Below are 22,218 nucleotides of genomic sequence, written 5' to 3' on the forward strand. Positions count from 1 at the left end.
TCTCCCTCCTGCGTCAGGTCAATTCCCGCAGGTGCCATATTTTATCGTTATATTCCCGTATCGTCCGGTCGGATGAAAATACGCCTGATTTCGCGGTGTTCGTCGCCGCCATCCTTTTCCAGCGTTCTCTGTCCCGATAGGCGGCGACTGCCCGCTCGTATGCCTGCGAATAGGACGCAAAGTCATACAGCAGGTAATACTTATCCGCACGGTCCATATCTCCGAAAAGCAAAGAATGATATAAATCAGAAAACTGGCGGTCATTCGCGATATGAAGCGTTCCGTCGATCAGGCGGTTGAGCGCGAGCCGCAAATCCGTATTTTGTTCGTAATACTCTCCCGGTTTATAGGTTCCATAGCGCTCCATTCGGCTGATCTCACGTTCTGTCGCACCAAAGATAAAGATATTATCTTCTCCTACCGCTTCATAAATCTCTACATTTGCGCCGTCCATCGTTCCAAGCGTAACGGCGCCGTTCATCATAAACTTCATATTGCCCGTTCCGGATGCTTCCAGTCCTGCCGTAGAAATCTGCTCGCTGATGTCCGCCGCCGGTATCATGAGCTCGGCCTCGGATACGCTGTAGTTTTCTACGAATACTACCTGAAGCACGCCTTTGGTTGCCGGATCGTTATTGACAAGCTCTGCCACGGCAAGAATGAGGCGTATGATATTTTTTGCCCGCACATAGCCCGGCGATGCTTTCGCCGCGAAAATAAACGTACAGGGTTCTATGTGGACCGCGGGATCTTCCTTCTTCAAATTATACAGATGCAGGATATGGAGCGCCTTTAAAAGCTGCCTTTTGTATTCGTGCAGCCGTTTTGCATGCACATCAAATATCGTATCCGGGTCGATCTCGATCCCCTGCTTCTTTTTCAGGTGCTCGCAAAAGCGCACCTTATTCCGGTACTTGACCTCCATGAAATCATCGAGGAAGCGCGCATCGCCGAGAAGGTCTGCAATCCTATCCATCTCTTTGTAATCTTTTAGAAAGCCGTCTCCAATATGGTCTGCAAGAAGCTGTGTAAGAGGCTGGTTTGCCTTTGCAAGCCACCTTCTATGGGTGATACCATTCGTGATCCCCAAAAATTTATCCGGAAATACCACATAAAAATCCCGGAACGTGCGCGCCTTCAATATTTCCCCGTGCAGCTTGGAAACGCCGTTCACCTTGTTGCATACGGCGATACATAGGTTCGCCATGCGTATTTCATGATACGCAATGATAGACATTTTACTGATCTTATCCCACTGTCCCGGATATACGTCCCATAGCTTACTGCAAAACTTATCGTTTATTACCTTGATGATCTCATAAATACGCGGCAAAAGCTCCCGGAACATCTCTTCTTCCCAGCACTCAAGCGCTTCCGACATGATCGTATGATTGGTATAATTGAATATTCTGCTGCAAATGTCAAACGCTTCGTCCCAGCCCATACCTTCCTCATCCATAAGGATACGCATCAGCTCTGGAATGGCAAGCGTCGGATGCGTGTCATTGATCTGGACTGTAAAATAGTTAGGCAGCGTGTGAAGATCTCCGTAATTCGCCTTATGCTTATGCACCATGTGCTGCATCGTCGCGGATGTAAAGAAATAAAACTGCTTCAAGCGCAGCTGCCGCCCCTGTTCATGATTATCCTCCGGATACAACACTTTGGAAATGACCTCGGCCAGTTCCCGTTCCTGCATAGCACGGGCGTAATCGCCCCGGTTGAAATAATGCATATCGAGCCCTGTTTTGGCTTTTGCGCTCCACAAGCGAAGCGTTGCGGGCATTTCACTCATATATCCAATGACCGGATAATCATAAGGGATCGCAAGCACGCTGTAATAATTTTTATGATCGATCTTAAGGCCTTGCTCCGTCCATATCTCTTCTATTTCGCCGCCATAACGGACTTCCACCTGCTCTTCCGGGCGCGGGATCTCCCACACATTTCCCGCTTCAAGCCAGTTATCATCCACCTCGACCTGTTCGCCGTCTAAAATGCGCTGCTTAAATAATCCATATTCATATCGGATGCTACAGCCAGTCACGGGAAGATCGAGCGTAGACAGGGAGTCTAAAAAGCATGCCGCAAGACGCCCGAGACCGCCGTTTCCGAGCCCCGCATCTCTTTCCTGCTCTTCGATGTCATCCAAGCTGAGCCCCATATCACTTAAAACTTCCTGATAATCCTTTAAAAGATGCAGGTTGATCATATTATTGACGAGCGCACGGCCCATCAGAAATTCTGCCGATAAATAATACAGGCGTTTCAGTCCCTGATTGAGCACCTGCTTATTGGCGTCCGTCCACTTTTCCACGATCACGTCACGTATAGAAAGTGCACACGATTTATAAATCTGGTCTTTCGTCGCTTCTTCCAGTGTCTTGCCAAAATGCCGCTTCAGCTTGCCCAGAATCTGCTCCTTGATCTCTTCTTTTTTTACGATAGGATCGGCCATGATAAGAACCTCCTGTTTATCCTGCTTTCAGCAATCATGTCAATATTATATCATATACCCTCGCGGGAATACGATTATTCACAATAATTTTACGTACAGAAAAACTGCCGAAAACGGCAGTTTTCCTCATTTCTTCCCTATTCCACGGCGTTCTGCAGCTGTTCTCAGCTCCGGCGCCTTCGCCTCTTTCCCATGTATTTTCCCGTCGCTGCATCTTACTTTCAGGAGGCATCCTCTTCCAATACGCTGAATATTTCTTCTTCTTCCTCAGCTAAACGATCGGACGCCCGTTCCAAAACGGCAAATATTTCTTCCGTTTCCTCTGCCGCCCGGACTGCCGGTTCATTTTCGGCTTCCTCCGGGATCGTATAATCATCTACATGGATCGCTTCATCTATCTTTTCTTCCAAAAGCTGCTCCTGCTCCAGCTCCCGCGCTATCTCGCCGATCGCTTCCCGACCTGCCCCGCGTTTTTCGCCTATATTGCCCCAACAGCCTCCAGCCTCATCTTTTGTATGTTCCAATCTATTCTTCCTTTCGTGTCGTTTAGAATCCTGCCCGGCAAGACCGTCCTGCCTGCATACGCTGCATTGCAGCCGTCACACCGGATTTACAATATATTGTATTAAAAAAATGTTTTTTCGTCAATATGCTGCGTTCCCATCCGCGCGAGCACTCTATTTTGGTCTTATCCCCGGCTTTTCGCCTGCTATAAGAGCATACGGTACAGTGCAATGTATTCCGCTGCAGACCGGTCAAAGCTATTGTCGGCCGCCATTGCCTTCCGAATGAGCTCCGCCAGATTTGCCTTATCCTGATAAACATTTAAAGCAAACCAAATCGTATTCAGCATATCATGCGCATTATAATTTGTGAACGAAAAACCGTTGCCTTCCCGCGTATAAATGTTATAGGGTATGACTGTATCTCGCAGGCCGCCGGTCTCGCGGACGATCGGCAGCGTTCCATAGCGCTGAGCGATCATCTGAGAGATCCCGCATGGCTCAAACATTGATGGCATTAGGAAAAAATCACTTCCCGCATAGATCCGGTGCGCGAGCGGATCGCTGTATCCAAGGCATACTGCCGTCTTATCCGGATATTTATCCGCAATATAACGGAAAAAGCTTTCATACTGTTCTTCGCCGCTGCCGAGAAGCACAAACGCCACATTCTCATATAGAAGCTCCTCAAGCACTGCGCGCACAAGATCAAGCCCCTTTTGCTCTGTCATGCGCGTTACCATTCCGATAAGCGGCATGCTGGGACGCACTTTGATATCGAGTTCCCGCATGAGTTCTTCCTTATCGTGGTATTTCCCGCCGAGGTCATTTGGCGCATAGCGGTATTTCAAATGAGCGTCGTGCTCCGGATCGAACTCTTTTGTATCTATCCCATTCAAAATACCGACTAAATCGCTGCTGCGCGCCCGCAAGATCCCTTCCATACCACGTCCATAATAAGGATCGAGTATTTCCTGTGCATAGGAGGGGCTTACCGTCGTGATCTTATCGGCAAAGACGATGCCTGCTTTCATCATATTGGCGCTGCCGTACGCTTCCACATATTCCGGCGTAAGATATTTGTCTTCCACCCCCAGAATATCTTTGGCAAAATCAAAGGATATCTGCCCCTGATATTGCAGATTGTGGATCGTGAGCACCGTTTTCACATTTCCCTGCGGTCTTCCCTGATATTGGGTGCGTATGAGAAACGGTATCATTGCCGTATGCCAGTCGTTGACATGGATAATATCCGGCTCAAATCCGAGAAACGGAAGCGCTTCAAGCACAGCACGGCAAAAATACGCATACTGCTCCGCTTCCGCTTCGCCGCCTTTATAAATGCACCAGCCGAAATAATATTCATTGTCGATAAAATAATAGGTGACGCCTTCAAGCTCCATCGTCTCAATACCAAGATACAGCGTCCTCCAGCCAAGCTGGATATTCATCGTTGCAAGCACGCGCAGCCGATCCCCGTACTTTTCTTTAACCGTCTTATGCTTGGGTAATATGACACGCGCGTCTATCCCCTGTGCACAAAGCGCCCGCGGAAGAGCCCCGATCACATCGGCAAGCCCTCCGGTTTTGGCAAAGGGCGTTGCCTCTGCTCCTGCGATCAATACTTTCAGTTTGCTCATACGATCGCCCCCTTGCGGATAATGACCGGAAATACTTCATCTCCGATCAGCCTTCTTCCCTGCCGGATGTTGACGGATTTATCGAGGATGACATATTCAAGGTCCGAATTATTGTATACTTCGCTGTTCTGCATAATAATACTGTTTTTTATCTTTGCACCCTTTCCGACATATACGCCGCGGAACAGGATACTGTTTTCCACTTCCCCCTCGATGATACACCCATTTGCGACCAACGAATTCTTAACATTAGAGGTCTTTGCATATTTTGCCGGAACCTCATCCTTGATCTTCGTATAGATTTGGTTGTCTCCGTTGAAAAGATGGTCCTGAACACTACGGTCGAGAAAATCCATATTGATTTTATAGTATGAAGCAACCGAGTGCAAACGTCCTACATAGCCTTTATGCTCATAGCCCATGATCTTGATCCGGCTCAGATTCCCCATTAGGAGGTCACTGACGAAATTATATTTTCCACGCGATACACAGTCCTCCACCAGATATTCCAGAAGATCTTTCCGCATTACATAGGTATCCATTCCTACTTTCCGCGAATCGCTCGCGGCTGCGTTTATTTCCAAATCAACGACTCTTCCTTCGTCATTCAGATGCAACCGGACGTCGTTATAGCGTTCTCCCCGGAAATAGTCCGCCTCGTCTTCGTTGTACAGCATCGTGATGTCCGCCCCGTTATCGAGATGATATTCCACCAAATCATCAAACGTCCGGTTATAGATCGTATAGGAGCCGGACAAAATACAGTATTGCTGCTTAGAACGCGTAATATAGCTCATAACGCCCTTGATCGCATCTACTACACCGCGGTAGGTCCCCATATTTTCCGAACTGGAAAAGGGCGGCAAAATAAAGAGCCCGTCGTTTTTCCGGGAGAGGTCCCATTCTTTTCCGGAGCCGAGATGATCCATCAAGGAATGATAGGAACGCTGCGCGATCACACCGATATTTCGTATCCCCGAATTGACCATATTGGAAAGAATAAAGTCGATCGCCCGGTAGCGTCCCCCTACCGGAAGCGCCCCAACCGTCCGAAGATAAACGAGCTCACGCAGATTGATATTCTGTTCTCCCGCATAAATCAAACCAAATGTATTCCGAAGCATCAGGAAGCACCTCCTGCCGTATTTTTGATCACTTTCTTTGCAGCCACGCTTTCACCGGCCGCAACGCTCGCTCCGGCCCGTATGACCGCCTTATGGCCCACCACCGTAATTTCGCCTTTTCCGCCGACGACAGCACCCGGCTCTACGGAGACTTCTTCGTCCACGATACTTTTCAGCACCTTGCTTTTTTCTCCAATCACCGTCTCCTGCATAATGATACTATCCCGTACGACCGCCCCTTTTTCTATTATGACACCTGCCGAAAGGATGCTATTTTCTACAGTTCCATAAATATAACATCCTTCTGAAATAAGAGAGTTTTTAATCTTCGCCCCACGGTCGACAAAATGCGGCGGCTTATTCGGATTGCGCGAAAAAATGCGCCATGCGTCGTCGTAAAGATTGAGCCCCGGCTCATCGTGCAGCAGCTCCATGTTGGCCTCCCACAGGGAATCGATCGTTCCTACGTCTTTCCAATATCCTTTATAGGGATAGGCAAACAGACGTTCTCCGTTTTCCAGCATAGCAGGAATGATATTTTTTCCAAAATCGTTGCTCGATCTTTCATCTTTCGAATCTGCAATCAGATATTCCCGCACCTTTTTCCAGCTGAAAACATAAACGCCCATAGATGCCATGTTGCTTTTCGGTTTCTTCGGCTTTTCCTCAAATTCTTCGATACGAAGATTTTTATCGGTATTCATGATACCGAACCGTGCCGCCTCTTCCATCGGTACTTCGATCACGGCGATCGTCGCATCGGCTTCGTTATCCTCGTGCGCTTCGATCATTTGGCTGTAATCCATTTTATAGATATGGTCGCCCGATAGCACGAGGATATAATCCGGATTATATTGCTCGATAAAATAGATATTCTGATAGATCGCATTTGCCGTTCCGGAATACCATTCGCCCCGCTCGCCTTTCACATACGGCGGCAGTACAAAAGCGCCTCCCGTAATCCCGTCGAGGTCCCATGGTGAGCCTGTTCCGATATATGCATTCAGCTCGAGCGGCTCATACTGCGTCAGAACGCCGACCGTATCGATGCCCGAATGGATACAGTTGGAAAGCGGAAAATCGATGATCCTATACTTTCCTCCGTAGGTAACGGCTGGCTTGGCACGGTGCTTGGTGAGAACCCCGAGCCTGCTTCCCTGCCCTCCGGCCAAAAGCATTGCGATACATTTTTTCTTTTTAATCATCTTTTCCCATCCCCTTTGCTTTTCAAAGTGAACCGATAGTACACTGCTCCAAGCGGCGGCAGCGTTATTTTTACACTGTACGGCATGCCGTTTAAGGCAAGCTTTTCCGTCTGAAGCTTCTTATCCGGCATCACGCCCGAACCGCCGTAGATCTCATCGTCGCTGCAGATCAGCCTTTCAAGGCTCCCTCTCTGCGGCATCGCTATTCTGTAATCCTCCCGCACGACAGGAGTAAAATTAACGGCGCACACGACTGCCTCCTCCCCGCTCATACGCATAAGGGCAAACGTACTCTGCTCCCTGTCGTCTACATTCAGCCACCGAAAGCCATCCCAGCTGTCGTCGAGCTCATAGAGGGCAGAATATGCGGTATAAATATGGTTCAGGTCCTTCACGAACCTCTGCATGCCCGCATGGGAATCGTATTCCAGCAAAAACCAATCAAGCTGTTTTTTATAGTCCCATTCTATGAATTGCGCAAATTCATCCCCCATAAACATCAGCTTCTTTCCGGGATGTGCGAACATAAAGGCATAAAGTGCCCGAAGCGACGCAAATTTCTGCCAATAATCCCCAAACATTTTATCGACCATCGATTTTTTCCCATGCACGACTTCATCGTGCGAATAAGGCAGGATATAATTCTCGGAAAAGGCATAATACATGGAGAAAGATATCTTGTTATGCTCGAACTGCCGGAAATAGTGATCCATTTTCATATAATCGAGTGTATCGTGCATAAATCCCATGTTCCACTTGAACGTAAAGCCAAGGCCTCCGTCATACGGGGGTTTTGTGACCATCGGGTAAGCCGTGCTCTCTTCCGCTATGGTCATGGCTCCCGCATAATTTGTCAGCACCGTACTGTTCATCCGGCGCAGCATCTCTACTGCATGGCCGTCGATGTTCCCACCTTCCTCATTTGGAACAAAGCAGCCGTCTCTCGCATAATCCAAATACAGAATGGAGGTGACTGCGTCTACCCGCAGGCCATCGATATGATATTTGTCCATAAAAAACATGGCGTTCGATACGAGAAAGCTTACCACTTCCGGCCGGCCGTAGTTGAAGATCAGCGTTCCCCACTGGGGATGCTCCCGCTGCAAAACGTTTTCGTGCTCATATAAATGTGTGCCGTCGAATTTTGCAAGTCCGTGTTCGTCTTTCGGGAAATGCCCGGGAACCCAGTCCATAATAACGCCGATCCCGCGCGAATGGAGCTTGTCTACGAAATACATGAAATCCTGAGGCGTTCCATAGCGTGATGTGACGGCGTAAAAGCCGGTGATCTGATAGCCCCATGACCCATCGTAGGGATATTCCGCTACCGGCATGATCTCCACATGCGTATAGCCCATATCGCTCACATAGTCAGCCAGCTCATCTGCCACCTCCCGAAAGCTCGGAAAGCGATATCCCTCTTTCGTGCGCCACGACCCAATGTGCACCTCATAGATGGATACGGCGTCTTTCAATATATTCTTCTTGAGCCGGCGTTTCATATATGATGAGTCATGCCATTCATATCCGCCGAGCTCCCAAACTTTAGAGGCCGTATTCGGCCGAACCTCCGCATGGAATGCGAAAGGATCGGCCTTCATGACCTTGCTGCCGTCATATCCGTATATAAAGTATTTATAATTATCTCCATCTGCAAGGCCGGGGATAAATGCAGTCCATACGCCATTTTTCCAAGGCTCCATCGGGTTCTTTTCGATGTCCCAGCCATTGAAATCCCCTACGACGCTCACGCTCCTTGCATTGGGAGCCCACACGCAGAAACGGTGCATACGAAGCTTCGGAATATAGTGGCATCCAAAAAACTCGTATGCCCTTTGCGCTTCCCCGGTATTATACAGATAGATGTCATACTCCGGCAAGTACGCCTGATAGCTCTCTTTCATCGTGCTCACCGTCCTTTTTCAATATCCCCGACAACGTTTTACACCTGATAAACGAATTTCTCGTCCTTCTGCGAAGCCTGATTCAGCTCCGCTGCCTTTTCCTCATATCCATCCCGTCCCATCAGAGCGAAAGTCGCAATCTTGCCCGCCTCTACGCCCGGCTGGTCGAATGCATCGATCTCCAAAAATTCCCCTGCTGCGGCAGTTGCCATTTCAAGGAAGAAAAATAAGGCTCCGATCTCTTTTGCATTCATTTCCGAAAGCGTGATACGCATATTCATTTTGCCAGCCTGTGTGACGGCATATTCTGTTGCGCGCATCTCCGAAGCGATCAGCTTATTGATCGTCTGCCCCTGCAGATAAGATGCGTCCTGCATATCGATGGGCGCCTGCGGAATCTTAAGCTCCGTATGGAATTTTTCCACATCGATAAACGCGATCACCTTATCGAACGGCCCTTCCGTATAAAGCTGTATCTGGGAATGTTGATCGGTCACGCCAAGCGCACGGACCGGCGTCTGCCCCTTATTGACGATGCTTCCATCATTTCCATAGCGTTTTCCGAGCGATTCCGCCCATAGCTGCGCGTACCACTCCGCCATATTCAGCAGTCCGTCTGCGTATGGCATCATGACGGAAATATTGGCGCCTTTTTTCATTGCCGCGCAATAAAGAAGCGCATACATATAGGCCGGATTTTCCCAAAGGTTTTCTTTGGTGCATGCCTCGTCCATTTCCTGTGCGCCCGCAAAAAGCGCTTCGATATCAATGTTGAGTACAGCTGCGGAAAGAAGACCGACCGGACATAATACGGAAAAGCGTCCGCCGACGCCGTCCGGCACGGTAAACGTCTTGAATCCGTATTGATTGGATATTTTTTTCAGTATCCCCTTTTCCTTATCCGTTGTTAAGATGATGTTCTCCTGAAAACGGTCTCCCAACGCTTCTTTCAGCTTACCGAGAACGATCATGAACTGAGACATCGTCTCTACCGTATTTCCGCTTTTGGTGATCACATGAAAACACGTTTTCTTTACGTCGATCACATCAAACAATGCGTTGATCCCATCCGGGTCTACATTATCGACTACATAAAAGCGTACGCCGCCGCGTTTTTCGCGCGGAAGTTCATTATATTTCAAATGCTTGATGCCGGTAAACAATGCCTTTGAGCCAAGTGCGCTTCCGCCGATTCCGAGCACGACAAAGTTTTCAAAGCCTGCGTTGATGCGCTCCGCTTCCTTTTTGATATCCGCAACGACCGCGGCCTGATTATAGGGCAGACTGCGCCACGCCATAGCATCTTTTTTTGCGCACATGTTCTGATGGATCTGCGGGATTTTCAGCGCCATTTTCTGTATATCCTGCTCCTCAATTCCATGTTCTCCGATCGTTTGAACAAGCATGTGGTTAAAATCGATCTTCATTTCTGATCCTCCGTTTTGTTATTTTCAAATATTTTGAAGCCGTTTCCGGCCATTTCACACAATATCTTATTCCGCCCGGCCATAGATCTCCGTTACGGAACGCAGCCAGTCTATTTTTTCTTTGTCAAACGCACCCTTTTTCATACGCCATTTCCAATTTCCAAGAGCCTTTGACGGATAGTTCATACGCGCTTCCCCATCAAGCTCCAATATGTCCTGCATGGGAATGATGGAAATGTCCGCGACGCTCATCATGGCGAGACGAATCAGCTTGCGCACCACATTTTTCTCCGTCGCTTTTCCAATATAGCCTGCCAAAAAGCGCTTCGTTTCCGGCGGACTCGTTTTGAACCAATGGAGCGTCGTATCGTTGTCGTGTGTACCTGTATAGACTACACTGTTACGCGGGTAATTGTGCGGCAGATAATCGCTGTTTCGTTCGTCAAACGCAAACTGGAGCACTTTTAATCCCGGAAAGCCGCAATAATCGAGGAATCCTCTGACTGCATCGTCTATTGCCCCAAGGTCCTCCGCAATGATCGGCGGCATAGGGAGCGCCGTTTTTATCGCATCGAAGAGTGCGCCGCCCGGTCCTTTTACCCATTCTCCATCTTTCGGAACGCCGCCTTTGGGGATCTTGAAATAAGCCTCAAAGCCTCTGAAATGGTCGATCCGCAGGATATCATATAAATGCAGGCTGCGTTTCATGCGCCGTACCCACCATTCATAATGATGCTCACGCATATAGTCCCAGTCATATAATGGATTGCCCCAAAGCTGACCCTCGTCACAGAAATAGTCGGGCGGCGTTCCCGCAACGCTTCCATCCTTCAAAAAATATTCGGGATGCGCCCATGTTTCCGCAGAATCGAGCGCCACATAAATCGGGATATCTCCAATCATCTGTATCCCATTTTTATTCGCATATTCTTTCAAGGCAAACCATTGACGCTCATATAAAAACTGCGTGAACTGGATCGCTTCGATCTCCCTGTTATATCGCTGTGTCAGCTCCATGATCGCCGCCGGTTCACGCTCTACGATATCCGGCGCCCACTGCCCATAAGGCAAATAATGGAAATGCTTTTTCAAGACGACAAATAGCGCGTAGTCAAAAAGCCATCCTGCATTTTCATATTTAAAAGCGGAAAATTCATGCGCATATTTCTCTATCCCGCGCTCATAGGCTTTTTCCAATACGCCGTGCTTTAGCTGGAAAAGCGCCTCATAATCTACGCTGGATTCATCCTTTCCAAAGTTGAGCGCCTCGTAATCGCTTTTGCGCAGCAGGCCGTCTTCTTCCAAAAGATCGAAATCAATAAAATATGGATTATAGGCAAAAGCGCTCGTGCCGGAATAGGGGCTGTCTGCATAGCCCGTAGGCGTACAGGGGAGAACCTGCCAATAGGATTGTTTTGCCGCATGAAGCCTGTCTACGAAATCATAGGCCGCCTTTCCCAGCGTTCCGATCCCATAAGGAGATGGTAAGGATGATATGTGCAGCAGTATCCCGCTTCCCCGTTTCATAGATTTGTCTCCGTCAAATTCATTACACCTTTATTATATATTTTTTTGTCTTAAAAGTATATATCTTTGTCGAATATACTTTACCGCCGTCTACTTTATATCGGTGCTTCTGACGCTTCGCAAACAACATTTTCCCGGCATTTTCGCCGCTCTATTGCAAAAATGCCTTTCCACTCATGCGGAAAGGCATTTTTTTCTTACACATTTTTGCCGCAGCATTTTTTATATTTCTTTCCGGAGCCACATGGACACGGGTCGTTCCGCCCGACTGTTTTTTCGCTCACAGCCTGCTTGGAAGCGCGCCATTCCCGCGTGATCTCGTTTCTCCGCTCTGCGGAAAGCACACCGTCCCACTGGGGCAGTGTGTATAACCATTTTGCCTTTGCCTCATGCATATTGAAATATAGCTTTTCAAAGTCGATATCCAGCTTGATAGGCGTATCTTCCTCCAGTGCGTCAAGGTCGATCTCCTCTTTAAGGCTCGTATTGATACCATCGATAAATCCGCAGAAAACGACCGGCTCCATTCCGACCTTTTCCGCCACGTCCTTCAAAGCGCCTTCGTATGAAACGGACGTATCTTCCAGAATTTTTTCATAAACGTCTGTCTCCGCCGAAAAATAATCGTCCCAGAATGCCTGCTGCTGCGCCGGAGTCTGCGCCATCTGCGCAAGGTTTTTCCACTGTTCATATAAAGCCATTACAGCACCTCCTCAAGCTCCCTGTCGAGCCGTTTTGCGATCTCCCGGATAAAATCGTGCGTATTCACGACCGTTTTTTCTCCTTTTTCCCACAGGAGGGCAAGGTCTTTGGTCATCACGCCCTCTTCGATCGTGCGGATCGACGCCCGCTCAAGCGCATCTGCAAACTTCACGAGAGCCTCGTTTTTGTCCATCTCCCCGCGCTTTTTCAGTGCGCCCGACCATGCGAAGATCGTGGCCATAGAGTTTGTAGACGTCTCCTCTCCTGCCTGATGCCTGTAATAATGACGCGTGACCGTACCATGTGCCGCTTCATATTCATAGTTACCGTCCGGCGAAACGAGCACGGACGTCATCATGGCAAGACTGCCGAATGCCGTTGCCACCATATCGCTCATGACATCTCCGTCATAATTTTTGCACGCCCAGATATAGCCGCCCTCCGACCGGATCACGCGGGCCACCGCATCGTCGATCAGCGTATAGAAATATTCAATGCCAAGCGCTTCGAACCGCTCTTTATATTCCGCATCATAGATCTCTTGGAAAATATCCTTGAACGTATGGTCATAGATCTTGGAGATCGTATCTTTGGTCGCAAACCAAAGGTCCTGTTTCGTATCAAGTGCATAATTGAAACAGCTGCGTGCAAAGCTGCCGATGGATTTATCCGTATTGTACATGCCCTGTGCAACGCCGCCGCCCTCGTAATCAAACACGGGAAGCTTGGTTTCCGTTCCATCCTGTGCCGTAAACAGCATTTCAAATTTTGTGTTTGCCGGTACGCGGTACTCGGTGTTGCGGTATACGTCGCCATACGCGTGACGCGCGATCGTGATGGGCTTTTTCCATGTTTTTACGGACGGAGAAATACCGTCTACTACAATGGGCGCGCGGAACACCGTACCGTCAAGAAGCGCACGAATCGTACCGTTCGGGCTCTTATACATCTCTTTCAGGCCGTATTCCTCTACACGCTGCGCATTCGGGGTGATTGTAGCACATTTTACGCCTACGCCATACTTTTTGATCGCATTGGCGGCGTCATAGGTTACCTTATCGTCCGTTTCGTCCCGGTAGGGCAGCCCAAGGTCGTAATATTCCGTATTCAGTTCAATATATGGCAAAAGCAGGTCCTGCTTGATCATATCCCATATAATCCTTGTCATTTCATCCCCATCCATTTCGACAAGGGGCACCGGCATTTTTATTTTCTGCATATCCTTTCCTCCTGAAATCTTATTTTCACACACTCCGTGCGATTGCCTACAGAGCTTCCAATCCCGGGCCGCGTTCCGTCCACATAACATACGCGTCTTCCCCATTGTTGGAATAATACCGTTTTCGAATCCCGTGGATCGAAAAACCGCATTTTTTATATAACCTGAGCGCCGCCTTGTTCGACACTCTGACTTCCAGCGACATCGCGTCCGCTCCGTGCTCCTTTGCGGCGCGGTTCAATTCTTTCATCAGAGCGTAGGCATAACCTCTTCCCCGATAAGCGGGCAGGATACATACGTTCGTGATATGCGCCTCGTCAAGAATGATCCACATGCCGCCATATCCTATGATCGTTCCGTCCTTTTCTACGACAAGATAGACCGTATTATCGTTTTCGATGATATCGTCATACAGCATGGCATAAGACCACGGGAGGTCAAAGCTGCTGTTCTCACAGTAATGGATATCTTCCAGATCGCCGCGCTCCGCACGCCGAATCACTACATCGCTTAAAGCTCTCAACGTTTCTTCAGCCTTTCCGCCTGACTTTCCCGCAGATAATGGGGCTCTAATTCATCATATTTAAGCAGGCCGCCCTGCACATATATTTTTTCAGCAGCCGCGCATACGGAAGAAGCATGCTGCAGCAGGAACTGCTGCGGCAGGAACACACTGTCCGGCCTGTGTGCGGCTATTTCCTCGCGGAACCGCTCGGCCGCGTCTCCCACGAATACCACCGGCCCTTCCGGAAGCAGCTGATCCAGCAACACCGTAAGCGGTACCGCACGTTCCGCCACAAGCACTCTGCCATTATGCTTCGTCATCGTATAGACTTCGCCCCTCCGTGCATCCATTGCCGCACAGACGGGCCGTTCCTCCGCTCCCGCATTTTCAATGAGCGCCTCCAGCGTGTTGACCGCGATCACGGGCTTCCCTGCCCCATGAGCCATGGCCGCGCAGGCCGCGGTGCCGATCCGTATGCCCGTAAAAGAGCCGGGGCCGCAGGCTACCGCAAAAGCGTCCATATCCGCCGCTCCATATCCTGCCGCGCGCAGCGCTCCGTCAACCGCGGGCATCAGCGTTTCGGAATGCTTTTTCCCCGCGTCGATATAAAATTCGGAAAGCACTCTCCCGTTTTCCATAACGGCGGCGGAAAGCGTATTGCCCGTTGTATCTATCCCAAGCAGTCTCACTTTTCTACCTCCCGCACGGTTATATGCCGTCCGGCATCTCCTGTTCTTACAATACTGATATCGAGCCGCGGCGCCGGAAGCGCTTCCGGTATCAGGTCGGCCCATTCGCACACACAGATGCCGTCTCCGGCAGCATATTCCTCAAAGCCGGTCTCGTAAAGCTCGTCCTCGTCTTCCACACGGTAAATATCAAAGTGGTATAGGGGAAGCCGTCCGCTTTCATACACCCTAAGTATTGTATAGGTAGGGCTTACGACGCTCTCCCGCACGCCGAGCCCCTCAGCGAGGCCCTGTACAAAGGCGGTCTTTCCTGCGCCAAGTTCCCCATAAACGGCAAGAAAGCTGCCTTGAACCAGATGGGAAGCCAGCTTTTTTGCAAATTCTTTTGTTTTAAGTTCGCTGTCGCTGAAAAATTCCTGCATTTGCGCCTGTTTCCTCATCTCTTATGTGCGTTGCACATTTTTTTATTATAAAGGAAAACAGCCGTTTTTGCAAGGTTTCTGCACGAAATCCACACCTGCGCACACCTATTTTTCTGCCGGGCACTCTCGCACGCTTTTTACTTCTTTCAGCCCGAATAAACGTCCTACCGTCTTGTAAAGCGCGAATGTCAGCACCGAATTGATGCCCGCCTTGATCAGGTTGAACGGCAGAATCGCAGGAACGACCAGCTCGATCACCTGTTCACGCGGAACTCCCATATAAAGAGGCGTTACAATGATGTTCCATACGACCATGACCGCCGTCCATGCAACGACGCCGACGGCCAGCGCCACCGCCGCATTTTTGCGCGTCTTGTTCCTTTTATAGATATTCCCCGCCACGATCACAAAAACGCCTGTCGCAACGATATGCATCATGATCCCTATAGGGCCAGCCGAGGCGCTTACCGTAATCCCCTGAAGGACCGCAACGATGACCGTAAGAATAAAGCCGACGAACGGCCCGAACGCAAAGGTCGTAATGAAGATCGGGATATCCGCCGGATCGTATTCAAGAAACGGCAGGAACATCGGGATATGGATCAGGGCCACCAATACGACGGATAACGCCGCCATGACCGCGATGGATGTGATGCTGCGCGTCGTAAAACGCGGCTTTGCTAAAGTGTTCATGAGATCAATACCTCCACATAAAAAATTTCCGTGAATCGAAATCCCCGGAAATCATATGCGACCATATTTTTCTTCTCTCATCCAGACTATACTGTCGGCTGCGGAATTCCACCGCATCGGCTCCTTACAGGAGTTCGCAGGCTTTACTGCCGGTAGGGAATCTCACCCTGCCCCGAAGACTCATTCACTTTTCGGTATCTATTATATGCTTTCCTCTTTCTCCTGTCAATCCCGTTATTTGACATGGATTCCCTTTTTGTTTAATATAAGGAAGTATCTATCTAAAAAATCTTTGAGGTATGTTATGGAAGCGTTTATGTCCTCTTTTTCCGGGATACTCGGCAGCGTAAACGATTTTGTTTGGGGGCCCGTTATGCTCGTTCTGCTTGTCGGCACGGGCGTTTTTCTGATGATCCGTTTAAAGTTCCGTCCGCTGCGCAATCTTGGCTATGCTCTGGGGCAGGTCTTTTCCAAACACAGCATTAAAAAAGAGCATAATACCGATGCGGGTGATATTTCTCCCTTTCAATCGCTTATGACAGCTCTTGCCGCTACGATCGGGACCGGAAACATCGTGGGCGTAGCGACTGCAATGACGCTCGGCGGACCCGGCGCACTCTTCTGGATGTGGATATCCGCCCTGTTCGGCCTTGCGACCAAATATGGGGAATCGGTCCTTGCCGTATATTACCGCGAGAAGGACCAGCGCGGAGAAATGTCGGGCGGTCCTATGTTTTCCATCAAAAACGGCTTCAAGATCAAATGGCTCGGAACCGCGCTTGCAGGTGCATTCGCGGTATTTGCCGTGATCGCGTCGTTCGGGATCGGAAATCTGACCCAGATCAATTCCATTGCAGATGCAGTTTCCGGAACTTTCCATGTTCCAACATGGATCACGGGAATCGTTATCGCCGTATTGGTCGGCGTCGTATTGCTCGGCGGTATCCAATCCATCGGGAAAGTGTCGGCCAAGGTCGTTCCAGTTATGGCTGTCTTCTATGCCGCAGGCTGTCTGATCATTATTCTGTCCAATCTTGACGCGCTGCCGTCTGGGATCGGCCAGATCCTAAGCAGCGCTTTCGCGCCCACGTCGGTGCTCGGCGGCGTCGCCGGCTTTACTTTTGCAAGCGCGCTTCGCTTCGGCGTTGCCCGCGGCGTCTTTTCGAATGAGGCTGGCCTCGGGAGCGCGCCGATCGCCGCTGCAGCCGCTAAAACAGACCATCCGTGCCGTCAGGGCTATATCAACATGACAGGGACATTTTTCGATACGCTCATCGTCTGTACATTGACTGGTTTTGCCATTGCAAGCTCCGGTGTGCTCGGCACCCTTGATGCAGCGGGAGAGCTCGTCACCGGCGCTTCCCTTACCATCGCGGCCTTTGGCAGCGTCATGGGGCCAGCAGGAAGCTATATCGTAACGATCGGCCTGATCCTCTTTGCTTTTTCTACCATTCTCGGCTGGAGCTATTATGGGGAAAAGAGCCTTGAATATCTTACGCATTCCGTTAAAGCGCGCTATGTTTACCGCGTTATCTTTGCGTGCTTCATTTTTGTCGGCGCGATCACGACGCTTGAGATCGTATGGGATTTTTCGGATACGGCAAACGGCCTTATGGCGATCCCGAACCTTATCTGCCTGCTCGTGCTCAGCAATGTGATCGTTAAACAGACGGACGATTTTGACCGGAGATTTTTAAAGCCAAGCAAAGCAGCGCAAAAACAACGCATAAAATAATGCGCTTTTCCGTCTGTGCGCGCAAAGGCACCGTTCATTGAAAATTATCCGCTGTTATTATATAATAACAAATCATAGCCGCTTCTGGGAGGAGTTATTTTGAAAAGAATTCTGCCGTTCGTGATGTTTCTATTGGTTCTGTTTACCGCCGCGCCGGCATTGGCCGTATCTTACTCAGACGAAACCTACCGTTACAGCATCGATCTCCCGGAAGGGTCAGATACCTACTACTATACGCAGGAAAGTTCAAATATGCCGGAAGATCTCCTTACTGTTGCGCAGTCTAAAAATCCTCCGGCTTGTTTTCTGCTGGCAGCTTATGAAAATCTCAGACTTTCCTACTCGCTCGATATGACAGCTGTTTCGCTTGAGACTGTTCTTCCTGAGCTTTCCGGGAAAAACATCACCGATTTGTCTGAGCTTTCCGACGAGCAGATAGATCTGCTCTCTCAAAGCAAAAAAGCAGAATATGGTTCTCTTTACGCATTCGGGGCGGACGATATCGCTTCCTTAGCCGGAAAAACTGCGCTTGTGTTGACAGGCCGCCTTACCGACGATGTGTTGGGCGGTCAGACGGAAGACCCTTACACGACTGTTCTTTATCTCGCCGCTGATAATAACTGCCTATTTTCTATCACGCTGCGCTATAAAAACGACGGTACGGGTATTGCCCTTGAACAGGCTGAAAATGTTTTAGCAACTTTGCGTTTTGATAGTACTCCGGTCGTTTCCCCCGCCGCATCTCCGTCTTCTCTGAAAAGTGATGCACTTTCCGTTTCTCCGCTGCCGGTCTCTTCCGATGAAGCCGGCCCTAAGGTCACGGTCTCGACAGTCTCCGGCGGCGCTTCACAGTTTTTCCGCAATTTCAGCGAGCGTCTTTCCTATGCATACTATAACGATCCTTATTTTCCGATCTACGTTGCCGGAGCGTGTATCGTTGCCGCTCTTGTCATCATCATTATTATTTTGATCGCTGCCCGGCGCAGACGGGATAAAATGGATGGATATGAAGAGGACAGAGAAAATGCCACCACAGAGGAGCCTGCAGATGAGGGCGGCACAGATGCCCTCAGTGATAATATGCCGGCTTCGGCAATCACCCGTCCTACGATCGCGGAGGAAGCTTTATCCCGCCGCACACGGCAGACAGAGGTACGGATAGAGGAAGCGTCCGCTGCCAATCCTGTTCCGACCGAGCCGGAGGAGCAAGACGCTGCGTTTTCCGAACACGATTCTATTCCCTCTCCCTCTCGCGATTTTTCCCGTCCCAAAGTCGGCTCGCGCGTAGAGCGGTATGGCCGGAAGAAAAAATAGTCCTGTTTTTGTAAAAAAAACAGGTTCTATCCTTGACTTCATGCAGTTCGTATACTATAATATTTTGTGTTGCTCGCGGTAGTGCTGGAATAGGCAGACAGGCACGTTTGAGGGGCGTGTGTCCATGACGTATGGGTTCAAGTCCCATCTACCGCACCAATAAAAAGCCTTTAACCATGCGGTTTAAAGGCTTTTTATTTTCTCGTTGACCACGCTTTTGACCACACTTTTTTTATAAACAAATTGGCGGGAGCTTTCGCCCCCGCCCTTTCTTGTTACTCCGTTTTCTTCCCCTGCTTCAAAAGCTGTTCTGTATCAAACATAATACAAAGGCGGCAGACGGTCTATGAGCGGTATTTTCCGATTAAATATCTCCTGCCTTTTTAGATTCATCCAAGCCTAAAATATGATCTGCAGATTCATGATACAGACGACACAAAGTAATCAGATGACGTACCGGCAGTTCATTGGCCCCGCGTTCATATCGTGCATACATAGTTTGTGAAGTGCCAAGCTTCTGCGCGACCTGAGCCTGTGTCAGATCACAATCTTCTCTAAGATCCCGCAGTCTTTTGATATATCCGGGCAGCTCGTTCATCGTGTTTCTTCTATTCATGCTCCTATCATAAGGTAGTAAATATATTTACTGTTGACTTTAGTAAATATTTGTACTAAAATCATTTTGGATATTTACTGCCCGTGCTGTTCCGGCTTTCAATATCATTGGATCACCAAAGGAGCAATTAGTATGAAAAAAATAATCCTGCTTGCAGTGACCGTCGTTATCTGTCTGTTTATATTGGCCTGTGGCCATATAAACGCCCCATTCCATACCAGCGAGCTGTCTATCCGTTCCGACGGTACATGGACATACAGCGGTTCTATGCAAGGCACATGGGTAAAGCGCGGCGGGCAGCGTGTTCTTTTTATCGACGGCTTTGACAGCACTGAGATCATACTGGCCCATTAGTCCGCTCCATATTATGAAGATAAAAAATATCCGCATATTTTCTATGCGGATATTTTGATCGAACCTTTTATACATACCGTTATCCCGTTTAGAAAGCGGGCATAACGCCAATACCCTGTAATACGGAGCAAATCAGGATCGCCGCCATAATAAACGGCGCGATGTATTTGATAAACACCCGATACATTTTCCGCCGCTTGAATTGAGAGGACAGCTCCACTTCCCCAATGATCGCTTTCGGCTTGATGACATAGCCCACAAAGATACAGGTCAGCATTGCAACGATCGGCATGATAACGGAATTGCTTGTAAAGTCAAACATATCCAGTATCGTCATTCCATTCCACGTGATATGATCCCACATGCCAAAGCCAAGAGAGGATGGGATCGCCAGTGCGACAATGATCGCAAGCGAAATAAAGCACGATCTTTTACGGGATATTTTAAATTTGTCCTTGAAGATGGAAACCACTGTCTCCATCAGGGAGATGGAAGAGGTGAGGGCTGCGAAAAGAACCATCAGAAAGAATGCCGCGCCTACAATGTTTCCGGCTTCGCCCATGCTGCCGAATACCTTTGGCATTGTCTGGAACATCAGGGATGGTCCTGTAGACAGTGCCGCTTCGTCACCGCCGGAAAACACGAAAACAGCCGGAACGATCATCAGCCCGGCAAGGATCGCTACGCCCGTATCAAATATTTCGATCTGTTTTACAGATTGTTCGAGGTCCTGCTTTTTATTCATATAAGAACCGTACGTGACCATAATGCCCATGGCAAGAGACATGGAATAGAACATTTGCCCCATCGCGGCAAGCACCGTTTCCGCGGAAAACTTGGAAAAGTCCGGCATAAAGTAATAAGCTACGCCTGCGCCCGCGCCGGGAAGCGTAAGGGAATAGATCGTGATCGCGACCGTAAGGCCGATCAATACAGGCATCAATATCTTGCTCGCTTTTTCGATGCCTTTTTCCACCCCCATAAATACGATCACGAAAGTCGCCGCGATAAACACCGCAAACCAAAATAAAGGCGTCCATTCGCTGCTGACGAAAGCATTGAAATATCCGTCTCCTGCAGTCGCCGTTCCCGCGCCGGAAATAAAATCCGCAAAATATTTCGTTACCCAACCGCCTATCACGCTATAGTACGGCACAATGATAATAGGAACGACGGCCGAAAGCACACCCAAGAAAGCCCACTTCTTATTTAGCGCACGGTATGCTCCAATAACGGACAGGCCCGTTTTCCGGCCTAAAGCGATTTCTGTGACCATCAGTGTAAACCCAAATGTCAATACCAGAATAATATATACTAACAAAAATATCCCGCCGCCATATTTTGCAGCGAGATAAGGGAAACGCCAAATATTCCCTAATCCTACCGCCGAACCGGCAGCAGCCAATACAAACCCGATTTTACTTGAAAACAGACTCCGTTTTTCCACGACCAATACCCCATTATCAATTTTATGAATCTACAATCGTCTCAAAATATTTTACTATACTCTTGCTCTAAAAGGAATCCTTAAATCATAATATTATAATTTATATATTTTCCTTATCTTTTAGATGCCGTTCTTCCTCTGCCACATTCCGCCTTTCCTATCGGAACAAAGCGCAGCAAAAATCCGGCGGGCAAAGATGCCCGCCGGATTTTTCCGCCTGTTTGTTATTTTCTTAGCGCCTTGACGATCTCGGCAATATACAGCGTGTGATAATCCTTATCCGGATACCATTTCTGATCCGGCTCCTTATCGAGAAAGCATTCCGGAGCATACTCCTGCGCATAAAGCTTACGGCATATAAGAATTGTCTTTGCCTCTGCAAAGCAGGGCGTTTTCTCTTCATGTATGACCGTAAGGCCGGAGATTTTTACCTTATCTTCATCCCTGCCCGATACTGTTCCGAAATAATTCAGCGTCTTACGGTAGCTCTCATCCATGAATGCGAGCGAAAAATGATCGGTCATATCTATAAATTCTTTTGTATAGCGTTGGGGACGTATCACGACGAAAGCCACGTTTTTTCCCCACATAACGCCGAGGCCACCCCACGAGGCCGTCATTGCGTTTACTCTCCCTTCGCTCTCAGCCGTGACGAGCATCCAGTCTTTTCCGATCGACTGGAAAGGATTTTCTTTCCACTCTGTTAGTTCAAACTCTTTAAAATCTGTCATTTT

Annotated in this window: 20 protein-coding genes, 1 tRNA gene and 1 riboswitch; of the genes, 4 read left to right on the top strand and 17 right to left on the bottom strand. The window is 49.0% G+C overall.

Annotation, left to right across the window (positions count from 1 at the left end; genetic code table 11):
- Positions 1 to 13: 13 nt before the first annotated feature.
- From PUP29_RS03470 to PUP29_RS03535, 14 genes are all read right to left on the bottom strand, one after another.
- Positions 14 to 2,458, bottom strand: a complete 2,445-nt coding sequence (locus PUP29_RS03470; protein ID WP_079547207.1) for a glycogen/starch/alpha-glucan phosphorylase — start codon at positions 2,456 to 2,458, stop codon at positions 14 to 16.
- A gap of 221 nt (positions 2,459 to 2,679) precedes the next feature.
- Entirely contained in the window at positions 2,680 to 2,982 is a 303-nt protein-coding gene (locus PUP29_RS03475) for a hypothetical protein (protein WP_079547205.1), read from the bottom strand.
- A 185-nt stretch (positions 2,983 to 3,167) separates the two neighbouring features.
- Entirely contained in the window at positions 3,168 to 4,592 is a 1,425-nt protein-coding gene (gene glgA, locus PUP29_RS03480) for a glycogen synthase GlgA (protein ID WP_434542802.1), read from the bottom strand.
- A 5-nt stretch (positions 4,593 to 4,597) separates the two neighbouring features.
- Positions 4,598 to 5,725: a glucose-1-phosphate adenylyltransferase subunit GlgD gene (gene glgD / locus PUP29_RS03485; RefSeq protein ID WP_079547203.1), complete on the bottom strand. Its 1,128-nt coding sequence runs from the start codon at positions 5,723 to 5,725 to the stop codon at positions 4,598 to 4,600.
- Entirely contained in the window at positions 5,725 to 6,930 is a 1,206-nt protein-coding gene (locus PUP29_RS03490; protein ID WP_079547202.1) for a glucose-1-phosphate adenylyltransferase, read from the bottom strand. The genes glgD and PUP29_RS03490 overlap by 1 nt, the downstream gene beginning before the upstream one ends.
- The gene (gene glgB / locus PUP29_RS03495; protein WP_079547201.1) at positions 6,927 to 8,834 is read right to left on the bottom strand and encodes a 1,4-alpha-glucan branching protein GlgB; all 1,908 of its coding nucleotides are present in this window, start codon (positions 8,832 to 8,834) and stop codon (positions 6,927 to 6,929) included. The genes PUP29_RS03490 and glgB overlap by 4 nt, the downstream gene beginning before the upstream one ends.
- 38 nt (positions 8,835 to 8,872) lie before the next feature.
- Positions 8,873 to 10,261, bottom strand: a complete 1,389-nt coding sequence (locus PUP29_RS03500; RefSeq protein WP_079547200.1) for a glucose-6-phosphate isomerase — start codon at positions 10,259 to 10,261, stop codon at positions 8,873 to 8,875.
- A 66-nt stretch (positions 10,262 to 10,327) separates the two neighbouring features.
- A complete protein-coding gene (gene malQ / locus PUP29_RS03505) occupies positions 10,328 to 11,788 on the bottom strand; it encodes a 4-alpha-glucanotransferase (protein WP_353423846.1) in 1,461 nt (486 codons plus the stop codon).
- A gap of 197 nt (positions 11,789 to 11,985) precedes the next feature.
- Positions 11,986 to 12,489 carry an SEC-C metal-binding domain-containing protein gene (locus tag PUP29_RS03510; RefSeq protein ID WP_079547198.1) on the bottom strand — a complete coding sequence of 168 codons (504 nt, stop codon included), beginning with the start codon at positions 12,487 to 12,489 and terminating at the stop codon, positions 11,986 to 11,988.
- Positions 12,489 to 13,709 (bottom strand): NADP-dependent isocitrate dehydrogenase, encoded by a 1,221-nt coding sequence (locus PUP29_RS03515; RefSeq protein ID WP_353423847.1) that lies wholly within the window; start codon positions 13,707 to 13,709, stop codon positions 12,489 to 12,491. The genes PUP29_RS03510 and PUP29_RS03515 overlap by 1 nt, the downstream gene beginning before the upstream one ends.
- A 46-nt stretch (positions 13,710 to 13,755) precedes the next feature.
- Positions 13,756 to 14,232, bottom strand: a complete 477-nt coding sequence (rimI, locus tag PUP29_RS03520) for a ribosomal protein S18-alanine N-acetyltransferase (protein ID WP_353423848.1) — start codon at positions 14,230 to 14,232, stop codon at positions 13,756 to 13,758.
- Positions 14,229 to 14,903: a tRNA (adenosine(37)-N6)-threonylcarbamoyltransferase complex dimerization subunit type 1 TsaB gene (gene tsaB / locus PUP29_RS03525; RefSeq protein WP_353423849.1), complete on the bottom strand. Its 675-nt coding sequence runs from the start codon at positions 14,901 to 14,903 to the stop codon at positions 14,229 to 14,231. The genes rimI and tsaB overlap by 4 nt, the downstream gene beginning before the upstream one ends.
- The gene (gene tsaE / locus PUP29_RS03530; protein WP_079547867.1) at positions 14,900 to 15,325 is read right to left on the bottom strand and encodes a tRNA (adenosine(37)-N6)-threonylcarbamoyltransferase complex ATPase subunit type 1 TsaE; all 426 of its coding nucleotides are present in this window, start codon (positions 15,323 to 15,325) and stop codon (positions 14,900 to 14,902) included. The genes tsaB and tsaE overlap by 4 nt, the downstream gene beginning before the upstream one ends.
- Before the next feature lie 105 nt (positions 15,326 to 15,430).
- On the bottom strand, positions 15,431 to 16,018 hold the full coding sequence (locus tag PUP29_RS03535; protein WP_079547195.1) for an ECF transporter S component: 588 nt from the start codon (positions 16,016 to 16,018) through the stop codon (positions 15,431 to 15,433).
- 65 nt (positions 16,019 to 16,083) lie between these two features.
- Positions 16,084 to 16,202, bottom strand: a riboswitch (FMN riboswitch).
- Between the two features lie 132 nt (positions 16,203 to 16,334).
- Between PUP29_RS03535 and PUP29_RS03540 the strand changes: the two genes are divergently transcribed.
- The 3 genes from PUP29_RS03540 (at position 16,335) to PUP29_RS03550 (ending at position 19,226) form a co-directional block, all read left to right on the top strand.
- Entirely contained in the window at positions 16,335 to 17,753 is a 1,419-nt protein-coding gene (locus tag PUP29_RS03540) for an alanine/glycine:cation symporter family protein (RefSeq protein WP_434542803.1), read from the top strand.
- A gap of 99 nt (positions 17,754 to 17,852) precedes the next feature.
- Positions 17,853 to 19,067, top strand: a complete 1,215-nt coding sequence (locus PUP29_RS03545) for a hypothetical protein (RefSeq protein WP_079547194.1) — start codon at positions 17,853 to 17,855, stop codon at positions 19,065 to 19,067.
- A 75-nt stretch (positions 19,068 to 19,142) separates the two neighbouring features.
- A tRNA-Leu gene (locus PUP29_RS03550) sits at positions 19,143 to 19,226 on the top strand.
- Between the two features lie 205 nt (positions 19,227 to 19,431).
- Here PUP29_RS03550 and PUP29_RS03555 read toward each other — a convergent pair.
- Positions 19,432 to 19,683, bottom strand: coding sequence for a helix-turn-helix domain-containing protein (locus PUP29_RS03555; protein WP_353423851.1), 252 nt, complete (start codon positions 19,681 to 19,683; stop codon positions 19,432 to 19,434).
- 132 nt (positions 19,684 to 19,815) lie between these two features.
- Between PUP29_RS03555 and PUP29_RS03560 the strand changes: the two genes are divergently transcribed.
- The gene (locus PUP29_RS03560; RefSeq protein ID WP_353423852.1) at positions 19,816 to 20,037 is read left to right on the top strand and encodes a hypothetical protein; all 222 of its coding nucleotides are present in this window, start codon (positions 19,816 to 19,818) and stop codon (positions 20,035 to 20,037) included.
- An 88-nt stretch (positions 20,038 to 20,125) separates the two neighbouring features.
- Here the strand turns inward: PUP29_RS03560 and PUP29_RS03565 are convergent, their stop codons facing one another.
- Complete coding sequence (locus PUP29_RS03565; RefSeq protein ID WP_079547191.1) at positions 20,126 to 21,484, bottom strand: sodium-dependent transporter; 1,359 nt, start codon at positions 21,482 to 21,484, stop codon at positions 20,126 to 20,128.
- Between the two features lie 224 nt (positions 21,485 to 21,708).
- A complete protein-coding gene (locus PUP29_RS03570) occupies positions 21,709 to 22,215 on the bottom strand; it encodes a flavin reductase family protein (protein WP_079547190.1) in 507 nt (168 codons plus the stop codon).
- Between the last annotated feature and the right edge of the window lie 3 nt (positions 22,216 to 22,218).

Source organism: Christensenella massiliensis (assembly GCF_040409835.1).
GTDB lineage: Bacteria > Bacillota > Clostridia > Christensenellales > Christensenellaceae > Christensenella > Christensenella massiliensis.